At 49.2% G+C, this 19,527-nt stretch carries 16 protein-coding genes and 1 pseudogene; 7 read left to right on the top strand and 10 right to left on the bottom strand.

Annotation, left to right across the window (positions count from 1 at the left end):
* Nucleotides 1-6 precede the first annotated feature (6 nt).
* Nucleotides 7-942 (top strand): GlxA family transcriptional regulator, encoded by a 936-nt coding sequence (locus GA0061071_RS14560; RefSeq protein ID WP_088237814.1) that lies wholly within the window; start codon nucleotides 7-9, stop codon nucleotides 940-942.
* 110 nt (nucleotides 943-1,052) lie between these two features.
* On the opposite strand, the gene GA0061071_RS14565 is transcribed toward GA0061071_RS14560, so the two are convergent.
* Nucleotides 1,053-2,012 (bottom strand): AraC family transcriptional regulator, encoded by a 960-nt coding sequence (locus GA0061071_RS14565; protein ID WP_088237813.1) that lies wholly within the window; start codon nucleotides 2,010-2,012, stop codon nucleotides 1,053-1,055.
* 121 nt (nucleotides 2,013-2,133) lie between these two features.
* Here GA0061071_RS14565 and GA0061071_RS14570 point away from each other — a divergent pair, with 121 nt between their 5' ends.
* Nucleotides 2,134-2,667 (top strand): carboxymuconolactone decarboxylase family protein, encoded by a 534-nt coding sequence (locus GA0061071_RS14570; protein WP_061493382.1) that lies wholly within the window; start codon nucleotides 2,134-2,136, stop codon nucleotides 2,665-2,667.
* 133 nt (nucleotides 2,668-2,800) lie between these two features.
* Here GA0061071_RS14570 and GA0061071_RS14575 read toward each other — a convergent pair whose 3' ends face one another.
* Complete coding sequence (locus GA0061071_RS14575; protein ID WP_088237812.1) at nucleotides 2,801-3,706, bottom strand: alpha/beta fold hydrolase; 906 nt, start codon at nucleotides 3,704-3,706, stop codon at nucleotides 2,801-2,803.
* Nucleotides 3,707-3,757: 51 nt separating this feature from the next.
* Nucleotides 3,758-4,378 (bottom strand): TetR/AcrR family transcriptional regulator, encoded by a 621-nt coding sequence (locus tag GA0061071_RS14580; protein ID WP_088237811.1) that lies wholly within the window; start codon nucleotides 4,376-4,378, stop codon nucleotides 3,758-3,760.
* A 454-nt stretch (nucleotides 4,379-4,832) separates the two neighbouring features.
* Between GA0061071_RS14580 and GA0061071_RS14585 the strand changes: the two genes are divergently transcribed.
* On the top strand, nucleotides 4,833-6,269 hold the full coding sequence (locus GA0061071_RS14585; RefSeq protein WP_088237810.1) for a hypothetical protein: 1,437 nt from the start codon (nucleotides 4,833-4,835) through the stop codon (nucleotides 6,267-6,269).
* A gap of 338 nt (nucleotides 6,270-6,607) precedes the next feature.
* Here the strand turns inward: GA0061071_RS14585 and GA0061071_RS14590 are convergent.
* Nucleotides 6,608-7,443, bottom strand: a pseudogene (locus tag GA0061071_RS14590) (MipA/OmpV family protein).
* Nucleotides 7,444-7,649: 206 nt separating this feature from the next.
* On the opposite strand from GA0061071_RS14590, the gene GA0061071_RS14595 reads away from it, so the two are divergent.
* From GA0061071_RS14595 to oqxR, 3 genes are all read left to right on the top strand, one after another.
* The gene (locus GA0061071_RS14595; RefSeq protein WP_061493377.1) at nucleotides 7,650-8,327 is read left to right on the top strand and encodes a response regulator; all 678 of its coding nucleotides are present in this window, start codon (nucleotides 7,650-7,652) and stop codon (nucleotides 8,325-8,327) included.
* Complete coding sequence (locus tag GA0061071_RS14600) at nucleotides 8,327-9,715, top strand: sensor histidine kinase (RefSeq protein WP_061493376.1); 1,389 nt, start codon at nucleotides 8,327-8,329, stop codon at nucleotides 9,713-9,715. Before GA0061071_RS14595 ends, GA0061071_RS14600 begins: the two co-directional genes overlap by 1 nt.
* Before the next feature lie 318 nt (nucleotides 9,716-10,033).
* Nucleotides 10,034-10,513: an efflux pump transcriptional repressor OqxR gene (gene oqxR, locus GA0061071_RS14605; protein ID WP_061493375.1), complete on the top strand. Its 480-nt coding sequence runs from the start codon at nucleotides 10,034-10,036 to the stop codon at nucleotides 10,511-10,513.
* A 65-nt stretch (nucleotides 10,514-10,578) separates the two neighbouring features.
* On the opposite strand, the gene oqxB is transcribed toward oqxR, so the two are convergent.
* Both oqxB and oqxA read right to left on the bottom strand, forming a co-directional pair.
* Entirely contained in the window at nucleotides 10,579-13,731 is a 3,153-nt protein-coding gene (gene oqxB / locus GA0061071_RS14610; RefSeq protein WP_061493374.1) for a multidrug efflux RND transporter permease subunit OqxB, read from the bottom strand.
* Between the two features lie 23 nt (nucleotides 13,732-13,754).
* Nucleotides 13,755-14,930, bottom strand: coding sequence for a multidrug efflux RND transporter periplasmic adaptor subunit OqxA (gene oqxA / locus GA0061071_RS14615; protein WP_088237809.1), 1,176 nt, complete (start codon nucleotides 14,928-14,930; stop codon nucleotides 13,755-13,757).
* Nucleotides 14,931-15,259: 329 nt separating this feature from the next.
* On the opposite strand from oqxA, the gene GA0061071_RS14620 reads away from it, so the two are divergent.
* Nucleotides 15,260-15,622: a helix-turn-helix domain-containing protein gene (locus tag GA0061071_RS14620; RefSeq protein ID WP_061493372.1), complete on the top strand. Its 363-nt coding sequence runs from the start codon at nucleotides 15,260-15,262 to the stop codon at nucleotides 15,620-15,622.
* A gap of 601 nt (nucleotides 15,623-16,223) precedes the next feature.
* On the opposite strand, the gene GA0061071_RS14630 is transcribed toward GA0061071_RS14620, so the two are convergent.
* Genes GA0061071_RS14630 through celB form a run of 4 tightly spaced genes read right to left on the bottom strand, consistent with a single transcriptional unit; the run spans nucleotide 16,224 to nucleotide 19,512 of the window.
* On the bottom strand, nucleotides 16,224-16,556 hold the full coding sequence (locus GA0061071_RS14630; RefSeq protein ID WP_088237808.1) for a PTS lactose/cellobiose transporter subunit IIA: 333 nt from the start codon (nucleotides 16,554-16,556) through the stop codon (nucleotides 16,224-16,226).
* Between the two features lie 31 nt (nucleotides 16,557-16,587).
* A complete protein-coding gene (locus tag GA0061071_RS14635) occupies nucleotides 16,588-17,760 on the bottom strand; it encodes a mandelate racemase/muconate lactonizing enzyme family protein (RefSeq protein WP_088237807.1) in 1,173 nt (390 codons plus the stop codon).
* Between the two features lie 59 nt (nucleotides 17,761-17,819).
* Nucleotides 17,820-18,137, bottom strand: coding sequence for a PTS sugar transporter subunit IIB (locus tag GA0061071_RS14640; RefSeq protein ID WP_088237806.1), 318 nt, complete (start codon nucleotides 18,135-18,137; stop codon nucleotides 17,820-17,822).
* Nucleotides 18,138-18,177: 40 nt separating this feature from the next.
* Nucleotides 18,178-19,512: a PTS cellobiose transporter subunit IIC gene (celB, locus tag GA0061071_RS14645; RefSeq protein WP_088237805.1), complete on the bottom strand. Its 1,335-nt coding sequence runs from the start codon at nucleotides 19,510-19,512 to the stop codon at nucleotides 18,178-18,180.
* Between the last annotated feature and the right edge of the window lie 15 nt (nucleotides 19,513-19,527).

Here is a 19,527-nt window from a genome sequence, read left to right on the forward strand (position 1 = left end):
GTTGCGATGCACCGAATAGGATTAATCATTGCCGACCATTTTCAGATGCTGGCGCTGTCTACGCTGACGGTATTTGAGTTTGCTAATCTGGTCGCTGATCGCCCGTTTTATCAACCTGAGGTTTACTCCGAACATGGCGGTACCGTACGTTCTTCTTCCGGTATTGGTGTAGATTCGGCGAAGTTGAGCGAGGAAACGCAGGTGGATACCTGGCTGGTGGCAGGCGTGCTGTCTCCCCAGGAGGAACCCGCCAGCCCCGGCGTGGTTAATTTTCTGCAAACTACCGCCAGCCAGGCACGCCGTATCGCCGGGATCTGCACCGGCGCATTTGTACTGGCACAGGCCGGACTGCTGGAGCAAAAACGTGCCACCACGCACTGGGCGCACTCACACAGTCTGGTCTCACAACACCCCACTATTCGGCTCGAAGATGATCGTATTTTTATTATTGATGACACTATCTGGACCTCGGCAGGCATGACCGCCGGGCTGGACATGGCGCTCGGCATGGTAGAGAAAGATCTCGGTGCAGACGTTGCCCGTACGGTGGCGCATCGTCTGGTGATGAATCAGCGTCGCTCCGGCGGCCAAACGCAGCATTCGGAAATGCTTGCCCTGTCACCTCGCTCAGATCGTCTGCAAACTGCGCTGGAATATGCCCGCAACAATCTGCGCAAAACCCTGACAGTGGAAATGCTGGCCGATGCGGTGCATGTCAGCCCCCGCCAGCTTAGCCGTCTTTTTCGTCAGGAGACGGGCAAGTCCCCGGCAAAAGCGATTGAAGGGCTGCGGCTTGAGGCCGCGCGCGTCATGATTGAGCAAAGCCGCCTGTCGCTGGATGCCATCGCTCGTGAGTCCGGTTTTCGCGACAGACGGCATATGCGGGAGGTGTTTATTCGCGGGTATGGCATTCCACCTCAATCCCTACGCGCAGGCCGTTAAGCCATAGTGCTGTATTCACTCTGCAAGGGGGACGTGGGGTTATTATTCTTTTCCGCGAGCGCAGACTAACGGCGTGTCACCGAAAGGAAATGCAAGTTTGCACGATAACATTACGCCTGTTCATCGTTGCCGTCCGGCAAGGTTCCGGTGAAAAAGGGGCTATGCCCACGTCTACGATACTGAGCAGGCGTGATACCGTAGGTTTTTTTGAACGCTTTCGTGAAAGAGGAGAGCGACAAAAAACCGCACTGCTCAGCCACACCCTCCATCATCAGGTTTCGCGCTTCTGAAAGTAGCCTCACCGCCAACATCATACGCAGTTGATTAAGCCAGGCCTGCGGTGTCTGATGGTAGCTGTTTGAAAAGTGACGGGCGAAGGTGGCTCGGGACAAAAAACAGCGTTGCGCCATTGATGCCATCGTCCATGGCGCTGCCGGATCGGCGATGACAGCCAATACTGCAGGAGCAAGACGTTTATCGCTTAGCAAACGCAATACCCCGGCAGGAGGCTCGCGCCGCGACAGTAAAATACGCAGGATCAACGCAAGCAGCGTATCTGCCAGCCCCTTAACGATGCTCGCACTGCCCGGCAAACCGCTTAGACTTTCGCGTACCAACATTACCAGTAGCGCTTCCAGCTCGGGGCAATCGTGTCGCTCATCGGTACGGAGATGGATCAGCGTTGTTTCATCGGCGAACATCCAGCGATAGCCCGGATCGAAATGAAAGTCACCGCACAATACCTCTACCGCAGGCCCCGGCCCTTCCGTCCACACTTCAGTTACGATGCCATTATTGTTGACCTGCGCGGGAACGACCTGCCCCCAGTCCACAAGGCTTTGCAATAAATGCGGCGATCCGTGCGGGAACAGAACGATATCGCCCGCGCGAACATCGAATGTGTTCCCTTCAACAACCAGCCGGGTTTCACCATGAAGAATGACATGCCAGGGCACAATACCGGCGACCTGTTGCGGGTGGTCGGCGTCCCAACGCCCGGTAAAACGGCAGTGGAGATTGACGTTACATACTGGCGCGAGTAAGGAAAGCAAGCGACTGAGGTTGTCCACCCTGGCTCCTGAGACGATAAGACAAAAAGTCGAGACGATACGGCCAGAACGTCAGCCCACCGCGCCCTATTATGTGCTCATCGCCGATACGGCGAAACCCTTAAACTGAAAGGAAAAAATGATGAGCCGATTAACTTCCGTACACCCCGACAATGCGACGGGTCAGACAGCCGAACTCTTTAACGCCATTAAACGGGCGATGGGTAAAGTCCCGAATGCCTACCAGACCATCGGGATCGCCCCCGACATTCTGAGTCAGGCATTGCAACACAACGCCACACTGGCGAAAAGCCAGCTGAGTAAACAGGAAATTGAAGCCGTTAACCTTGTGGTGAGTGAGGTGTCAGGATGTGATTATTGTCTGGCGGCGCATACGTTAACCGGAAAAATGGCAGGTTACAGTATTGAGCAGATTCAGGCATTACGTCGGGGAGAGTACCCGGAGGATCCGCATCTTGATGCGCTGGTCAAATTTGTGAAAAAACTGGTGACGACCCGTAACACCTTACCAGAAGAAACCGTCAGCCGTTTTCTGGCAGCAGGCTTTAGCGACCGACACGTGGTTGAAGTGATCAGCGCCGTCAGTGCAATTCTGTTCACGAATATGATTAACCGTGTAAATGACACCGTGGTGGACTTTCCAAAAGTAAACTAACCCACTGCATGTGGCAGAAAGCCCTCTCTTTCTGCCACAATATTACGTCTCTCCTTACCCACATCCCGGCGAATAAAACAATGGGGAGCAGGTCAGGGTCTCGCGCAGACGCAGAAAAAGAGCCTGTTTGCCCCTACCGGAAAAATGTCGCCATTGCCTCACTCAGTGCGTTGGGCTGTTCATCCGGGATAAAGTGACCACTCTGCGGGATAGTGATGCCCGTTACCACCGCCGCAAACTGATGTAGCGGGGTCGCCATATCAGGAATAGATCCCTCTTCAGCGCTAATTGCCAGGAGCGGTAGCATCAATTTACCCTGCCCGCACCGCGTCCGATTCTGGGCGGCTGACACTGCCGCCTCGCGATAAGGCGCTAACCCTGCGCGAAGAGCACCACGTTGTCTCATTAACCGCACATACTCTGCGATATCCTCATGGCTAAATGCCATCGGACTGGCGGTTTTGCGCCGCAGGAACCATTCAAGGTAAACATCCTCACGCCCGCTAATTAACGCTTCCGGCAGATCGGGAAGCACATGGAAAGCAAAGTGCCAGGTCTTCCAGGCTTTATCAGGTGTTGCAGGTAAGGCATCCGGCAATGTGATACCCGGGATACCGGCATCCAGCAGCGCCAATTTGATGACCTGCTGGCTATAACACATGGCATAAGGCCACGCGACCCAGGCACCGACATCATGGGCGGCAAGGTAATGTCTTTCAATCTTGAGCGTTTGCATAAAGCGATAGACATTTCCGGCCAGTGTCTGTGTATCGTAGCCAGCCAGAGGCTTGTCTGAGTCGCCCTGACCGGGCAGATCAAGCGCGATGAGGTCGTAACGATCGCCGAGCAGCGCCATCACTTTGTACCAGGCATATGCGCTTTGCGGAAAGCCGGCCAGCAGCAGCAACACGTCACCATGCGGGTTGCCGCCTCTGACATAGTGCAAGCGAACACCGTCGACTGCCGCGTAGAAATGAGCAAAGCCGGGCAAATTATCGACCGGTTGCGACCAGGGTTGTGTAATTGATTGATCAGGCATTTATCACTCCGGTTATTTAGGAAATGAACATTTCCTTTATGGTTAAAATTTTTAGTCGAGTAGGGCCATGACCGTGGCTACCAGACGATCATGTGCCGGTAACTCACCGCTCTTACCCGCCACACGCATACCCAGCACCAGACACATCAGGACGCTGCTCAGTGCTTGTGCATCATGTCGTGGATGCACAGACCCATCCTGCTTTCCCTGCTCAATCAGTTGGCGGATCGTGTGTTGGTTGCGTTCAAGTGCAGCGCGGACCAACCCGGCCAGTCCGTCGTCAAGCAGCCCCAATTCAATGGCACTCCCGACAACCAGACAACCGCGTCGCCCCTCCATATCGCTGGCAGACTCAAGATAGAAGCGCAGGAGTTCGGCGATTTTTGCCCGCCCATCAGGTTGCTGTGTCAGGCGCTGACGCAGGGTTTGATTGCGCAGCGAGGTATACCGTGCAAACACTTGCAGGAAGAGGCTTCGCTTGTCGTGAAAGGCTTTATAGATACTGCCGGCCGTGAGCTGCATCGCCTCGCTTAGATCGGTTATCGACGCACTGTGGTAACCCTTTTCACGAAATACCGGTATTGCAAGATCCAGCGCTGAATCCGGGTCGAACTGTCGCGGGCGTCCCCGTTCACGGGCACTGTGCAATGTCTCAGGCATCATGCTCTCCATTTTGGAAATAATCGATTCCTAAATACTCCCACAGAAAACGACAATTGGAAAGTTTTCCGCTTGATGAAAATGCGCGCTAAAACGAAACACGCTCGCGAACCGCAGGTGCCGCAGGTGCCGCAGGTGCCGCAGGTGCCGCAGGATGAATAATGTCGCTCAGTTCGGGTGAATCTCCATTCGTCCCTGGCCAGAAAAGTCCGTCAGTTATAAAAAACCACCCCTCATCAAATTAGCCAAATAATATGCGACAACCCTTTGTAGTATATCAGCCCGATACGTACTTCAATCGGTTGAATAGAGCGCTAAAAATACTAAAAATTGCCTTTTTCAATCCGCCTCAAATACATCCTTTAATATATCCATATCTATTCGCCTCCTGTATACTTCGCGATTAACTAAAAAAATGCGCTTGTTATTGTTGTATTATTTTTTACTATGAACCAGGGAAAGTAAAATGAATAACAGAGTTCTTTTTCTAAAAAATATGCACGTCCTTGCACAAAAACTCAGTTGGATTGAAAATGATTCCGTCGTGGATGAGTTGAAGGATTTATTTATTGCAAATAGTCATCTATTAAATGATGATGAGAATACCACAACATTTATTAATCAACTGATTTACTGTGCTGGGAAAAATGTCACACCAGACGATGTTGAAAACTTACTCTCTCACTTAACTGATTTTTTTATATACTATTTTTCAATACAACCGTGTCATGTTTTCTTCGTCGGAAGAGATTGGGACTCCTACCAGCAAAACGCGCTTTTCCTTCCATCTAATATGGAAAAAGTAACCGCATTCGAAATCAATCTGGACACAGCCCCGGAAAGCATCCAGCTAAACCAGAGTGACGATACGTTTATTCCCCTGATCGTCACAGATTCCACAGGGTTTAACTTCATCAAAAAAAATAATATAGAATTCCCTGACGCGCTAACCATCCTGCAATTTCCAGAGAAGAATACCAGTCTTTATAGTATGGATATTGGATTCATACCTCTTCTTAATGCTCGTTATAAAAAAATCATCAGCGATCCAAATGTACAGAGTGTGATACTTGGATCATCCTATGCATACCAGGGATTCCCTGATGAGCTATTAGATAAATCAGTAAACCTCTCTATCTTCTCCGGTGATTTTACTTTATCGTACAGCCTGATTAAGAAAATAACAGAAACAACACATATACGAAATTTCATTCTCTGCATCGGTCTTTATGATGCTTTTTATGAGTTATCAATGGGCGCTGCCCCAACGTTCCCTATTGCTCGCTACTTCTGCAAAAGCCAGGATATTGAATACAATTTCAGGAATAAAGTCGATAACTCCAATAGTAGTTCAACTAGCCAACATATTCTGAGCCCACTTGATTTGCTCATCAGGCATATCTACGAGAGAAAAACTCACCTTAAGTTTTATAATGATGAGGAATTATCGAGACTCAGTAGTCTGTTGCTTGATGAGCCGATTGTAAAAAAATCTGTCGATTTTATAAATGAGAGAAACTATCGCACTGACTTTTCATATTCATCAGCAGACATCCTGACACGTACATCAGAACTATCAAAGGCTTATACAAGAAAGCATAGTTTTGAAAATAATAAAGAGGTCATTTCCTCCATGATAGAGTTAATTAAAGAAACGAACTCTACCATTAATTTTATCGTTATGCCGTTCACTGACTTTTACGTTGAAAACTTTGATAAAAACCTAAAAAATGAAACGCTGGAGTATATCGAAAGTATTACTGATGGCCAGAATGTATTCATGACTGATTTATCGACACATGAAGCATTCACGCCTGAAGATTATTACGATTCGGATCATTTGAATTTTAATGGCGCCCGAAAGCTCTGTCACGTTGTTAAGCAGCTAGGGTGTGAAATTTAACAAACAGGCGTGTTATACCGAAAAATCGCTTTTCCTTATGGCTTAACAGCAGAAAAGCGATAATGTGGCCTTTAGCCTGACGCGCATTCGTCAGGTTTTTTTGGGTCAGGATTTATCATACAGCGCATTGCAAGCATGACCGAAACCGGATGACGGCGTTTTTTACGCTCCAGGAGAGCATGACGTATCCTGAACGTCAGACGACGTAATTTTTTGATTGTCCTGGAAAAAGTGAGCGAGCAAAGTACCGCCCCGTCATCTGAATCGGGGCGGAGCGTATGCGTATTTATTGACCGTGCATCGCCACACGCAGCCGGGAAGGACACGCAAAAAAGCGCTCAGAAGCGATATGTCACTTTCAGGCTTCCGGTGGGCGATGATTTTCGTTGCACAATCGGGCTGTTGCGTGCGTCCCCGGTCAACTGCGTATAGCCTGCTGCAGTAACCACGCTCCAGTCTGGGGTGAGCTTGTACGTCCAGTCAATATTCATGTTATAGGCATAAATTCCCGATCTGGCATCATATTGAGCAAACCCCGATGCGGCCGACTGTGATGCGCTTACGCCGTAGTAAGTCTGCATGTACTGGCTCGTCCCCCAACTGCCGGTCAGCGCCAGTGTCACGGAATTTTTGGGTGACGTATACAGCGGGCTGGTAATGCCAAAATGCAGCGCCGTACCGTTGCTTCGCTCAGAAATCGGCACCTCCGCCTGCAATTGCACATTAAGCCAGTCGGTCACCCGGTACCCTAACCCGGGTACACCAATCGCTGAGCCTTTGACGTCACCCATCCCCCGCAACTCATCGCTGCCGTAGCTGACTGAGTCGCTGTCCACGTTACGATCCTTACGGCCTGCGCGATAACTCAGCGCAGCGCTGTAATCCAGCTTACCGATATTGTTGCCGTAACCGATACCCCGCGTACTGCTGATGAAGAAACCATTTGCCATCGAGTAATCAAGCACCAGGGCCGTTGTGGCGCGGCTTTTATCCGAACCAGAATAGCGTGGCGCAACATCCACACCCCCCCGAGGGTTAACGCGTTGCCTTGTTGCTGTTCTGCCGCCAGGGTCGGGGTGGCCAGCAACGCCAGAATAATGCCCGGCACTACTTTTTTCAGGTTGCGACCCGAGAGTGAGGGGGGAAACTTATGACGCAGTTCGATGTTTCTCATTAAAGAAGTCCTTGTGGATTCAACTGATTACGATATAAACGGTTTTTAAACACCAGAACGCTCAGTTTGAATGCTCCCCCTAAAGTTCTCATGAGCCAAAAATGAAGAAAGCATGAAGCAAGTACAGGTGCCCCAAACCTGATAGATTTCCTGATATCGATTTTTTCTTCAGACGTTCTTCATTCACCGTTGATACAGTAACCATTGTGAAAATTCTCCTAATCGAAGACGACCTGGATCTCGGCAATGGCGTGCGTATTGCTCTTTCAGATCAAGGATTTGACGTCATATGGGTTCGCCGAAAAGAGGATGCGCTGCATCAGCTTGACGCTTGCGTGCCAGAACTTGTGCTGCTCGACCTCGGACTGCCCGACGGCGATGGCATGAGCCTGATGGCGTGCTTGCGTCAGCAGTGCAAGGGTATCCCGGTCATCATCCTGACCGCGCGAGGCACGTTGCAAGATCGCCTCAGTGGCCTGGATGCTGGTGCAGACGACTATCTCGTTAAACCTTTTGTGCTCGCCGAGTTGTTAGCAAGGGTGAGAGCCCTTGCACGCCGCAGTTACGGTTTTCAGGATGAGGCGATAGAAATCCGCGGCCTCTCTCTCCATGTGCCGACTCGTCGCGTAACCGTGGGTGCAGGTCATGTCGATTTGACGGCCAGTGAATACGCGCTGCTTGAAACGTTAATGTTGCGTGCTGACCGCGTGCTGACACGCCGTTTTCTGGAAGAAAAGATCTTCGGCGCAAAAGAAAACATGAGTAATGCGCTCGATGTGCATATGGGTAATTTGCGTCGCAAAATTGGCGACGGCTATGTACGCACGGTGCGGGGCGTAGGGTATGTCATTGATACCGTACCGATCCAGAAAGGAGCGGGTTGATGCGCAATGTTTGGCACCACCTGAGAACGCCAACGCTCGTGCGGCGAGTGATGATCGCGCAAATGGTACTGCTTACACTGCTTTGGTGTCTTTTTCTGACCTACGTTTTGTGGGAGGACTTGCGCAGTCCCCCGATACTAACGGGCAGTAAGACTTACGAAACCATTTTTACAATGATCGATCGTATGGACGATAGCCCGCAGAAGCGCACTGATGTTCTGGACGCGTTCAGCAAGGCCTTGCGGGAAGATTATGGCGGAAGTGAAGATCCGGAACTGTCAATCAGCCTGATCGTTCGGAAAAATAAAGAGATTATTTATGCATCTGATGGCGCCCCAACAGGCGTGACAAACACCAGGTATGGGAAAATCCAGACGATTCAGAGTGAAGGTCGTAGCTGGACTAGCCGTACCCTCAAATCCGAAAACGCCGATGTGGAGGTAACACTTATCACCCCTGCCGGAGGCTGGAACTTCTTTATTTACCTGAACTCGCGTGGCTACTACGTATTACCGCTGTTGGTGTGCATTCCTTTTCTTTTGTTTCCCGCGTGGCTGTCTATCCGCATTGCCATGCGTCCCTGGAACAAGGTCGTCACTGAAATTGCCTTCCGAACGCCAGAAGATCTCTCGCCCTTAAAAGAAGTGCCAAAACACAGGGAGCTTCGCCAAATGGTCGATGCGGTTAATGGATTCCTCACCAGAGTGCGAGAAAGCACGGAAAGGGAACGGGTTTTCATAGCCGATGCCGCTCACGAACTGCGTACTCCCCTGGCGGCGATGCGCATCAATGTTGAGGCCTTGCAAGCCTATATAAACAGCGATAGCCAACAGGAGTTACTTGCAGGGATTATTCGCAGCAATAGCCGTGCGGCTCGTCTCGTCAATCAGTTGCTGCTGCTGATGCACAGCGAAGCGCGTACAGACACGGTTATGGCGCCGGTGCCGCTGACGACGCTCATACAAGAGCGAATGGCTGCACTGGCACCGCTGGCGGCTGAACGTAGTATCGAGCTCGAATTCTACTCTCATGATGAAATCTGGATTACCGGTGTCAGGGAACGCCTGATGTCGCTGATCGACAACGTCATTGAAAATGCCGTGAAATACAGTCCTGAGGGCGGACGGGTTGTGGTAGAGGTACGATCATCTGATGCATCCACTCAGCTATGTGTCTCAGACGCGGGGCCAGGCATTCCCGTTGAATTGAGGGAGCGGGTGTTCGACAGATTTTTTCGCGATCCCAATCAGGTGCAAAGCGGGAGTGGATTGGGGCTTGCAATTGTCAACGCGGTTGCGCAGCAACACAACAGCAGCGTAAGCCTGAGTACCTCTGCCGAAGGTGGGCTCATGGTTACGGTTAACTTCCCAAACCACACGTCCGCCTGAACGAAAACACGGTTTTTGAACCCAGCCCGCCGGAGAGTATCCCCGTTCGGGCCCCTTCCAAAATGCTTTCCGAATACCGCCCCTAACGTCTTACGAACATCTGCTGAATGGCCAGGATCGTCTACCGATCAGGCGTCAGCCCACATTGAATGTGAGATCAGCGTTGCCTTTTGTGCACACCGGAAACTTATTTTTACGAGTCAGGTCACCCGTAGACTTCTTCAAAAAAATTGCCGTATTTGTTATATTATTGCTCATTGATTATTCACCTCTGCGGTGCCAAAAAGAACAAGATTCACCGCAACCCAGGACAATGAAATGTTAGATTACCGCTTCCCGACAGCTTTGCAGATGGTACTCAGCGTAGCGATGGCGGAGCAATTGGGTGAACGTTCGACAAGTGCGATTCTGGCCTACGGTTTGGAAGCGAATCCGAGCTTTATCCGCAAATTAATGGTTCCACTCACGCGTGACGGCATTATCGTCTCAACGCTTGGCCGCAACGGTTCTATTCACCTTGGTCGCCCGGCGGAAAAGATCACTCTGCGCGATATTTATGTTTCCGTCACCGAAGATAAAAAGCTGTGGGCGTCGCGTCCCGATATACCGGCTCGCTGCGTGGTCAGTGCCAACGCGTGCTGGTACTTCAAATCTATCGCCGATGAAGCAGAGCAGGCTTCGTTAGAGGTGTTAGCTCGCCATACCGTGGCAAGCGCGCTGGCGGAAGTCCAAAAAGCCAATACCAGCGGGTTCGATCTGGTGCCTGACATTGTTGCCCAGCATAAAAAAGCGCTTTGATTCTTTTCTGATGACAAAAAAAACCGCCTTCTCTGTGAAGGCGGTTTTTTGTTATCTGCAACAACTCAGGCAGGCAAAACGTCCCTTGCTGATTTGTCACGCGTAACAAGTTTACGCAGCGTAACGTAAAACACCGGTGTCAGGAACAGACCAAACAGCGTCACGCCCAGCATACCGGAGAACACCGTGATCCCGGTGACGCCGCGCACTTCTGCCCCCGCGCCGTGGCCGAGGATCAGCGGAATGGTCCCGGCAATAAACGCAATGGAGGTCATCACAATCGGGCGTAAACGCAGGCGACACGCCTCCAGCGCCGCTTCCATGATACCTTTCCCCTGAATTTCCAGCTCGCGGGCAAACTCAACGATAAGAATCGCGTTTTTACAGGCCAGTCCCATGAGAACCACCAGACCGACCTGCACGAACACGTTGTTATCCCCACCGGTCAGCCAGACGCCAAACAGCGCGGACAGCATCGTCATCGGTACGATAAGGATCACCGCCAGCGGCAGGGTCCAGCTTTCATACAGCGCTGCCAGCACCAGGAAAGCCAGCAGAACCGCAACCGGGAAGACAATCAGTGCCGTATTGCCCTGAGTGGCCTGCTGGAAGCTCAAATCCGTCCACTCAATATTCATCCCATTCGGCAGTATTTGCTTCGACATTTTGTCCAGTTGCGTCATCGCCTGCGAAGAAGAGAGTATGCGAGGATCCGCGTCGCCAATGAGATCCGCTGCCGGATAACCATTGTAGCGAATCACCGGATCCGGCCCGTACGTCGTCGTGATCTTCACCATACTGCCGATCGGCACCATTTCACCCTGATTATTACGGGTGCGCAGATTAGCAATATCTTCCACGCTGTCGCGGAACGGTCCGTCTGCCTGCGCCATCACACGCCAGGTACGCCCGAACTGGTTGAAATCATTCACATAAGACGAACCCAGATAGGTTTGCAGCGTACCGAAAAGATCGGTCAGCGACACCCCCTGCGCTTTCGCCTTATCACGATCGACCTGCACATCCAGCTGCGGAACGTTAGCCTGATAGGTTGAGATAGGGAAATGCATCCCTGGCGTCTGCATAATCGCACCGGACATCATGTTCACCGCGTTTTGCAACGCACCATAACCAAGACCAGCACGATCCTGTATGTACAGCGAATAACCAGACCCCTGACCCAGCCCTAAAATCGGCGGCGGCAAAATAGAGAAGCCAAAGCCCTGCTGGATTTGTGCAATTTTCGCGTTGATCTCAGCGTTAATCTCCGCCGCAGAATGTTTACGCTGGTCAAACGGTTTCAGGCCAAAAAAGACCGTCCCGGTATTCGGCGTATTGGTGAATTGCAACGCATTAAGCCCAGGAAAGGCGACCGCATAATCCACCCCTTCGGTGTTCATGCCGATTTCGCTCATTTTGCGGATCACCGCATCGGTGCGTGCCAGCGAAGAGCCTTCCGGCATTTTCACACCGCCAATTAAATAGAGCTTATCCTGCGTGGGAATAAACCCGCCGGGTACGGCTTTAAACATGACGCCAGCGGCACAGAGCAGCAGCACATACACAACAAACACCGCACCCCGTCGTCCAAGCGTTTTGCCAACCAGCCCCTGATAGCGGTTCGAGCTACGGTGGAAAAAGCGGTTAAACGGACGGAAAAGCCAACCGAACAGACGATCAATCAGCCTGGTAGGGAAGTCTTTCTGTGCGCCGTGCGGCTTTAACAGCATGGCCGCCAGCGCTGGCGAGAGCGTCAGCGAGTTGATGGCGGAGATCACTGTTGAAATCGCGATCGTCACCGCAAACTGTTTGTAAAACTGACCGGTTACCCCGGAAAGAAACGCCATCGGTACGAACACTGCACAGAGCACCAGCGCAATCGCGATAATCGGCCCGGATACTTCACGCATCGCCTGATGCGCTGCCTGAAGGGGAGCCAGTCCCTCTTCGATATTGCGCTCAACGTTTTCCACCACCACGATGGCATCATCCACCACGATACCAATAGCCAACACCAGCCCGAACAAACTCAGGGTGTTAAGTGAAAAACCAAGCAGGTAGAGAATACTGAACGTACCCACAACCGATACCGGCACCGCGATCAATGGAATAATCGACGCGCGCCAGGTTTGCAGAAACAGGATCACCACCAGTACAACCAGCACCACCGCTTCCAGCAATGTTTGCACGACCGCGCGAATCGAATCGCGAACAAACACCGTAGGATCGTAAGGTGCCGCCCATTTCATATCTTCCGGGAAACGCGTGGCCAGTTCGTCCATTTTGGCGCGCACCGCGTTAGACAAATCGATGGCGTTCGCCCCCGGAGACTGGAAGATACCAATCCCGACTGCGTCTTTATTGTTAAGCTGGGAACGCAGTGCATAGCTGCCAGACCCCATTTCTATACGCGCCACGTCGCGCAGGCGTACCAGCGAGCCGTCTTGCGCCGTTTTCAGAATAATATTGCCAAACTCTTCTTCGGTGTGCAGGCGACCCTGAGCGTTAATGGAGATCAGGAAATCGCTCTCTTTCGGCAGCGGCTCAGCACCAAGCTGCCCGGCGGAAACCTGTACGTTTTGCTCCTGCATCGCCGTGACCACATCCGAAGCAGTCAATCCGCGCGCCGCGACCTTATCGGGATCCAGCCAGATGCGCATCGCGTATTCGCCCGAACCAAAAATCTGAATTTGGCCGACACCGGGCAGACGCGCCAGTTCATCCTTCACTTTGAGCGTGGCGTAGTTACGCATATACAGTGAATCGTATTTACCGCCGGGCGAAAACAGATGCACCACCAGCGTCAGCGTCGGCGATTGTTTCTGGGTGGTAATGCCCAAACGCCTTACATCTTCCGGCAAACGCGCCTCAGCCTGTGATACCCGGTTTTGTACCTGAACCTGCGCCTGATCGGGATCCGTACCCGGACGGAAAGTAACGGTGGTCACCAGTACGCCGTCGGAGCCTGCAACGGATTTCATGTACATCATGTTTTCAACGCCATTGATCGCTTCTTCCAGCGGCGTCGCCACGGTCTCTGCAATCACTTTCGGGTTGGCACCCGGATACTCCGCACGCACCTGCACGCTTGGCGGCACGACGTCCGGATATTCGCTGACCGGCAGCAGCGGGATAGCGATTAATCCGGTGACAAAAATTAGAATCGACAGCACTGCGGCGAAAATCGGCCTGTCGATAAAAAAGCGGGAAAAGTCCATGTGTCGGATTCTCAAATAAGGGATCAGTTGAGGGCAGTGCTGGCGGTCATGGCAACGGTTTTCGCGTTAACCGGCATACCCGGCATAAACACTTTTTGTAAACCATCGACGATGACTTTATCGCCCGGCTTCAACCCTTGCTGCACGATGCGTAAACCGGCAGCCAGACGCCCCGGCGTGATATCGCGACGCTGCGCTTTACCATCTTTATCAACGATATAAACATATTTGCGATCCTGATCGGTCAGCACCGCTTTGTCGTCAATCAGCGTGGCTTTGAATTCAGCGCTACCCGGCAGCCGTACGCGAGCAAACAGTCCCGGCGTGAACTGACGCTGCGCGTTATCCAACAGCGCGCGCATACGGATCGTGCCGGTACTCGGCGTTAACTGATTATCAAGAAAATCCACTTTCCCCTGGTGAGGGTAGCCCTCCTCGCCAACAAGGCCAATCTCAACCGGTAGCGCCAGGTGATTGCTGGACGCCCCTTGCCCACTGCGGGCAAGATTTTGATAGTGGAGGTAAGTCGACTCATCCACGTCAAAATAGACGTAAACCGTCTTCTGCGAGACCAGCGTGGTGAGCACGCTGGCGCTGTCACCGGCAGTGACCAGATTACCGCTGGTGATCAACGCACGGCTGGCGCGGCCATCGATAGGCGCGGTGACTTTGGTGAAATCCAGATTAAGTTGCGCCGCGTCAACCGCCGCCTGCGCTGCGCGAATGTCGGCCTGTGCCTGGACGGCAGCCGAACGGCGCTGCTCCCATTCTTCACGGGATACCAGATTGGTATGGATTAATTTATTGGTACGCTCAGCCTCACTTTGCGCCAGGCTGGCCTGCGTTTTGGCTCTCGCTAACGTTGCCTGCGCCTGTTCCAGCGCGGCACGATAGGTTCGGTCATCGATAGTGAACAGCACATCGCCCTTTTTCACCTCCTGGCCGTCGGTGTAATTCACTTTATCAATGTAGCCGGAGACACGGGGGCGTAGCTGAACACTTTCCACCGCTTCAATCCGACCGTTAAAGCTATCCCACTGACTGATGGATTTCACGACCACATCAGCGGCGCTGACGGCGGGAGCTTGTGGCACGGCGTTCTGCGCGACACCGTCATCGCAGCCGACAAGCAGTACGGAAAGTAACATTACTCCCAACGCATGCAGATGAAAGTTAACCCAAGGTTTTTGCAGGCTCATTATTTTTATTCCGCTAATTGTAGCCGCCGGGCAAGACGCAGTAGAAGACACCGCGCCACTTCCTTTGTCCGGTCTGGCTTCAGGCCATTTGTGTCGTTCATCGCCACAAAACTGTAACAGTTACGAATACACTATCGCGGGGATTGTAGGGAGGCGCTAAATTTAGTGCAACAATAATTAATACACTTTATGTGCTATTTTGGTCAGCGCAAAAGACGCAATTCCGGCAAGGTCTTAAATGCAACAATAAAACTTGCAATTAATGCAAAATCGGGCCACCTTTAAATGCAACAGATAAAGATACCTTTTAAGCTGCGTGGGGGAACGAAATGAACACTGACGCATTTATGCACGATTTACTCGACTGGATCGACAACAACCTTGAAAGCCGTCTGGACATTGGCACCGTTTCCCGGCGCGCGGGTTATTCGAAATGGCACCTCCAGCGGATATTCAAAGAACATACTGGCTATACCCTCGGCGAGTATATTCGCGCGCAAAAACTGAAAAAATCGGTCGAGCGCTTAACGCACAGCTCTGAACCGATTTTGAACGTGGCGATCGCGTTGGGCTTTGACTCTCAGCAATCCTTCAATCGCAGTTTCAAGCGCCAGTATGGCGTGGCGCCCGGAGTATGGCGCCGTAGTATGGGCACCTCTGCAATGCGGACATTACGCCAGCAATCCACATAATATGTTGTCGTTTTCGCGGCAGCCCGTGCAGGATGAAGTCGTCAACCTGATAACAGCGCTACGGGCAGGCCGCCCGGCGTGTCCGGTTTGATGTTTCATCCAGACTGCCGATGTTAACCTGAGCAAGATTGCCCGTCAGCGGCTGGTGTAAGGACAGTAAAGAAGCGTTAATTCCGCTTGCTCCGTATGGGATGCGTAAACGCCGATTTTCGCCGATATCAGCTTTATCACTGCAACCAGGCTTGATTCATTATGAAACTTAAAAACATCACTCACTCATGAAATTTAAGAAAATGAACATCATAAACTAATGAGTACACCTGAGAATTTCGACGAGCATACTCTTATGACACATTGGCTGTGCATCGCAGGTCGAGAGATTACTCTACTCTATACTGCCGACATTCCCATTTAAACCCTTAAAACAAGCTTTGCATGTACAGCATGTAAATTCCACAAACGTCTGTTGAGTGCCAAAAGCGGAGTTAGTTGATACTTAAGCGTAGAAATTATTAAACAGATATGGGCCATGAACTTTAAAGAGAATTTGGAAAAATAACCCTACGCTTTATTTTTAATTTATCCTATATGGCATTAGTTTTCATAAATGAATAACATTAGAACTAAGAGTTGGTTTGTTTTTATACACCTCAATTAACTCCTCTATTAACTCTCGCGCCAGGATAGATGTCATAATATGGTCCTGCGCATGAACCATAATAAGAGTTACTGGTAATTTACCACAACCTTCATCCAGACCTATAAACTCAGTCTGCACCATATGAGCTTTATTTGCAGCCTCCTTTGATTTTTCTATTAACTCATTTGCCTTCTCAAACTCTCCATTTTTTGCATATGATAATGCCTCAAATGCACAGGACTTGGATTGCCCAGCACTTATAATGAGTTCCATAATCGTAGACTCTAAATCCATATTATCACCCACTTAAGCTAATTGATAATTATTAATTTATCTTGATGCGATTGCATTTATTAATAACGAAGTCCGGGATGTTTTGACCAATACCAGGTCTGTCAGGAATAGTGATATAACCATCAGTTGGCTGGATGTCATACTCACTCAGATTTCGGCTGAAATCGCTTAAATTTCCTATATGGTGTTCATGAATACAGAAATTAGGAATTACAGCTTCTATCTGTAAAGCTGCCGCAGCTGAAATTGGGCCACCACAAATATGTGGTTGAACTAATACATCATAGATCCTCGCCATGTCACAAATTTTTTTGGCTTCCGAAATGCCACCACAAGTCGCAATATCTGGTTGAATGACATCAAGCGAACGATTCTCCAAAAATGGCCGAAAACCATATCGAGTAAATATTCTTTCACCAGCCGCAAGTGGAACATCAACTTCATTACGTAGCTCCTTAACTAACTCTGCATTTAGCGATACGCATGGTTCCTCCATATAGAGGATGTTAAGATCTTTTATAAGTTTGTTAATTTGCAAAGCTGAATTGAAGTCTGTCTTAGCATGTAACTCCAATATAATATCCACATCATCTCCCACCGCTTCGCGAATAGCAACTAGTCTATCTCTGCAAAGTTTCAACTTTTCATGAACTAAAAAACCATCATTTCTTTTATTTTTATTCCCATGAATATCTCTTTGTAAGGGGTCAACTTTAATAGCAGTATAGCCCTCTTTCACTGCACTTTTTGCAGCATCTGCTAATTGTGTAATTCCTGGTAGCGGTGTTTCTTTATTACCCCAACCAAATTGAATTTGGCTGGCATAAGCTCGAACTTTGTTTCGACTTTTTCCGCCTAATAACTCATATACGGGCACATTCAATGCCTTACCTTTGATATCCCAAAGGGCAATATCAATAGCACTCATGGCAGAAAAAATTATGGTGCCGCCACCTTGTCCCCAGAAAGTGTCTCTGTAAAGCTGATCCCAAATTTTTTCTATTGCAAAAGGGTCCTGTCCGATAATCAACTTACCAAACTCCTGAAGTTGCCCAATCGCACCGAGCTTCGCATTACCATAGGCAACGCCTGCTTCACCAAAACCACTGATCCCTTCATCTGTATTAATTTTAATAAAAACGGGTTCATTTGGTGAGGACGGTTCGAAATCCGCACAAAAAATTTCTATATCTCTAATTTTCATATTTCACCTTTTCATTTTATATAATCGGATTTTAAAACTTAGAATATCAATTATAAAAGTCAACCAATCGGATCAAGAAACATTTTTATAGCAAAGTCTAAAACTTTGGTGCCATTCATTGAACCATAATCCAACATATTTATGACATCACAAGGAACTTTAGCTTCATTACATAATTGCTTTATTTCAGACAACTTGTAGCTGATTTGTGGCCCTAACAAAACAGCGTTTGCACCATCTAAATTTGACTTTAGTTGATCCGCAGCCACTGCATGGATTTCACAATCTATTTTTGCTTCATTAGCAGCTCGCTGCATTTTAGCAACCAACATACTTGTGGACATACCTGCCATACAACATAAAATGATCTTTTTCATCGGATAGCCTCGGCGATTAACTTCATTTAAATTTTTGTTTTTAAATTGCAACTTGTTCTGTTTTTAGTTCTTCCTGACATTTTTGTCTGTCAAAGACTTTGAAAAATGGATAATAAATAGCGCCAACAATAAGTAAATTAACCACCGTCAATATAACTGCGGCAATGCTGCCATTTGTAGCTAAAAAACCATATACTCCTATTGGAGTTGTCCATGGAAGAGTGACCCCAGTTAATCTGGGTACAATATCAGTCGCCATGGCAAAATAAGTAGTTGTTGTAGCAATAAGCGGTGCAATAATAAAAGGGATAAGCAACAGTGGATTGAGCACAATTGGAACGCCAAAAATAACAGGCTCGTTGATATTGAATATACCAGGCACTACCGACAATTTGCCAATTTCCTTTAAGTGTTGAGATTTTGCCAGAAATGCCATGAATAACACCAGAACGAGTGTCGAACCAGCCCCTCCCATTTTTGTAGAGAAATAAAAGAAATCAAAAGTAACTATATTGGGTATTTCTTTGCCTGCTTCAAAAGCAATCCGGTTTTGATCCATCAATGTTAACCAAATGGGCATCATTACCGCCTGAACAATAGTTGAACCATGCAGACCTACCGCCCATAGTAAACTAATAAAAAGAGTAGTAAGCATTGCCCCCCAATAGGATCCACCTGCATGTAACAGTGGTTGTGACACGAATGTTTGAATGAGTATATGGATATTTTCCCAACTCGTATTTTGGATTCCAACGCGTAAAGAAAGAGCGAATAGTACTATAAAGAATATCGGTATTAATGCCGTGAATGATTTAGATACAGCAGAGGGAACACTGTCTGGCATTTTTATTACTAAATTTTTACTTACGAAGAATCGCATGATTTCAACAGAAAAGATGGCCATCAGAATAGATACAAACATTCCTTTAGCCCCCATGTAATTGAGATTAATCCCGGCGACATCTATATTTTTACCTAACTCTTTAATAAAAAAAGAAATTTCGTAAGGTGAAACGATCATGAAAGCAGTTACCGAAGCAAGAGCAGAGGTGACAGCATCCAGGGAATATTTCTCTGCTAATCTGTAAGCAACGCCAAAGCTAACAAATAAACCGAGCAGACCAAAGGTAGCACCTACAGGTATAGAGAGTGCCTCTTTCCAGCCACTGCCGAAGATAGATGCCATAAGGTTGGCATAACCTGGAATAGGTATATTACCAATAATTAAAAAAATTGAACCGACGATGACCAACGACATAGACATAACCAAACCATCTCTGACAGCTTGTAAATGTCTTTGATTAGCAATTTTTGCCGCATAGGGGACAAAATGCCGATCCAGAAACGCTGTTAATTTGTCCATAACTTTTGTCATGATTGAGCCTTTAGG

The organism is Kosakonia oryzendophytica (genome assembly GCF_900094925.1).
GTDB classification, from domain to species: domain Bacteria; phylum Pseudomonadota; class Gammaproteobacteria; order Enterobacterales; family Enterobacteriaceae; genus Kosakonia; species Kosakonia oryzendophytica.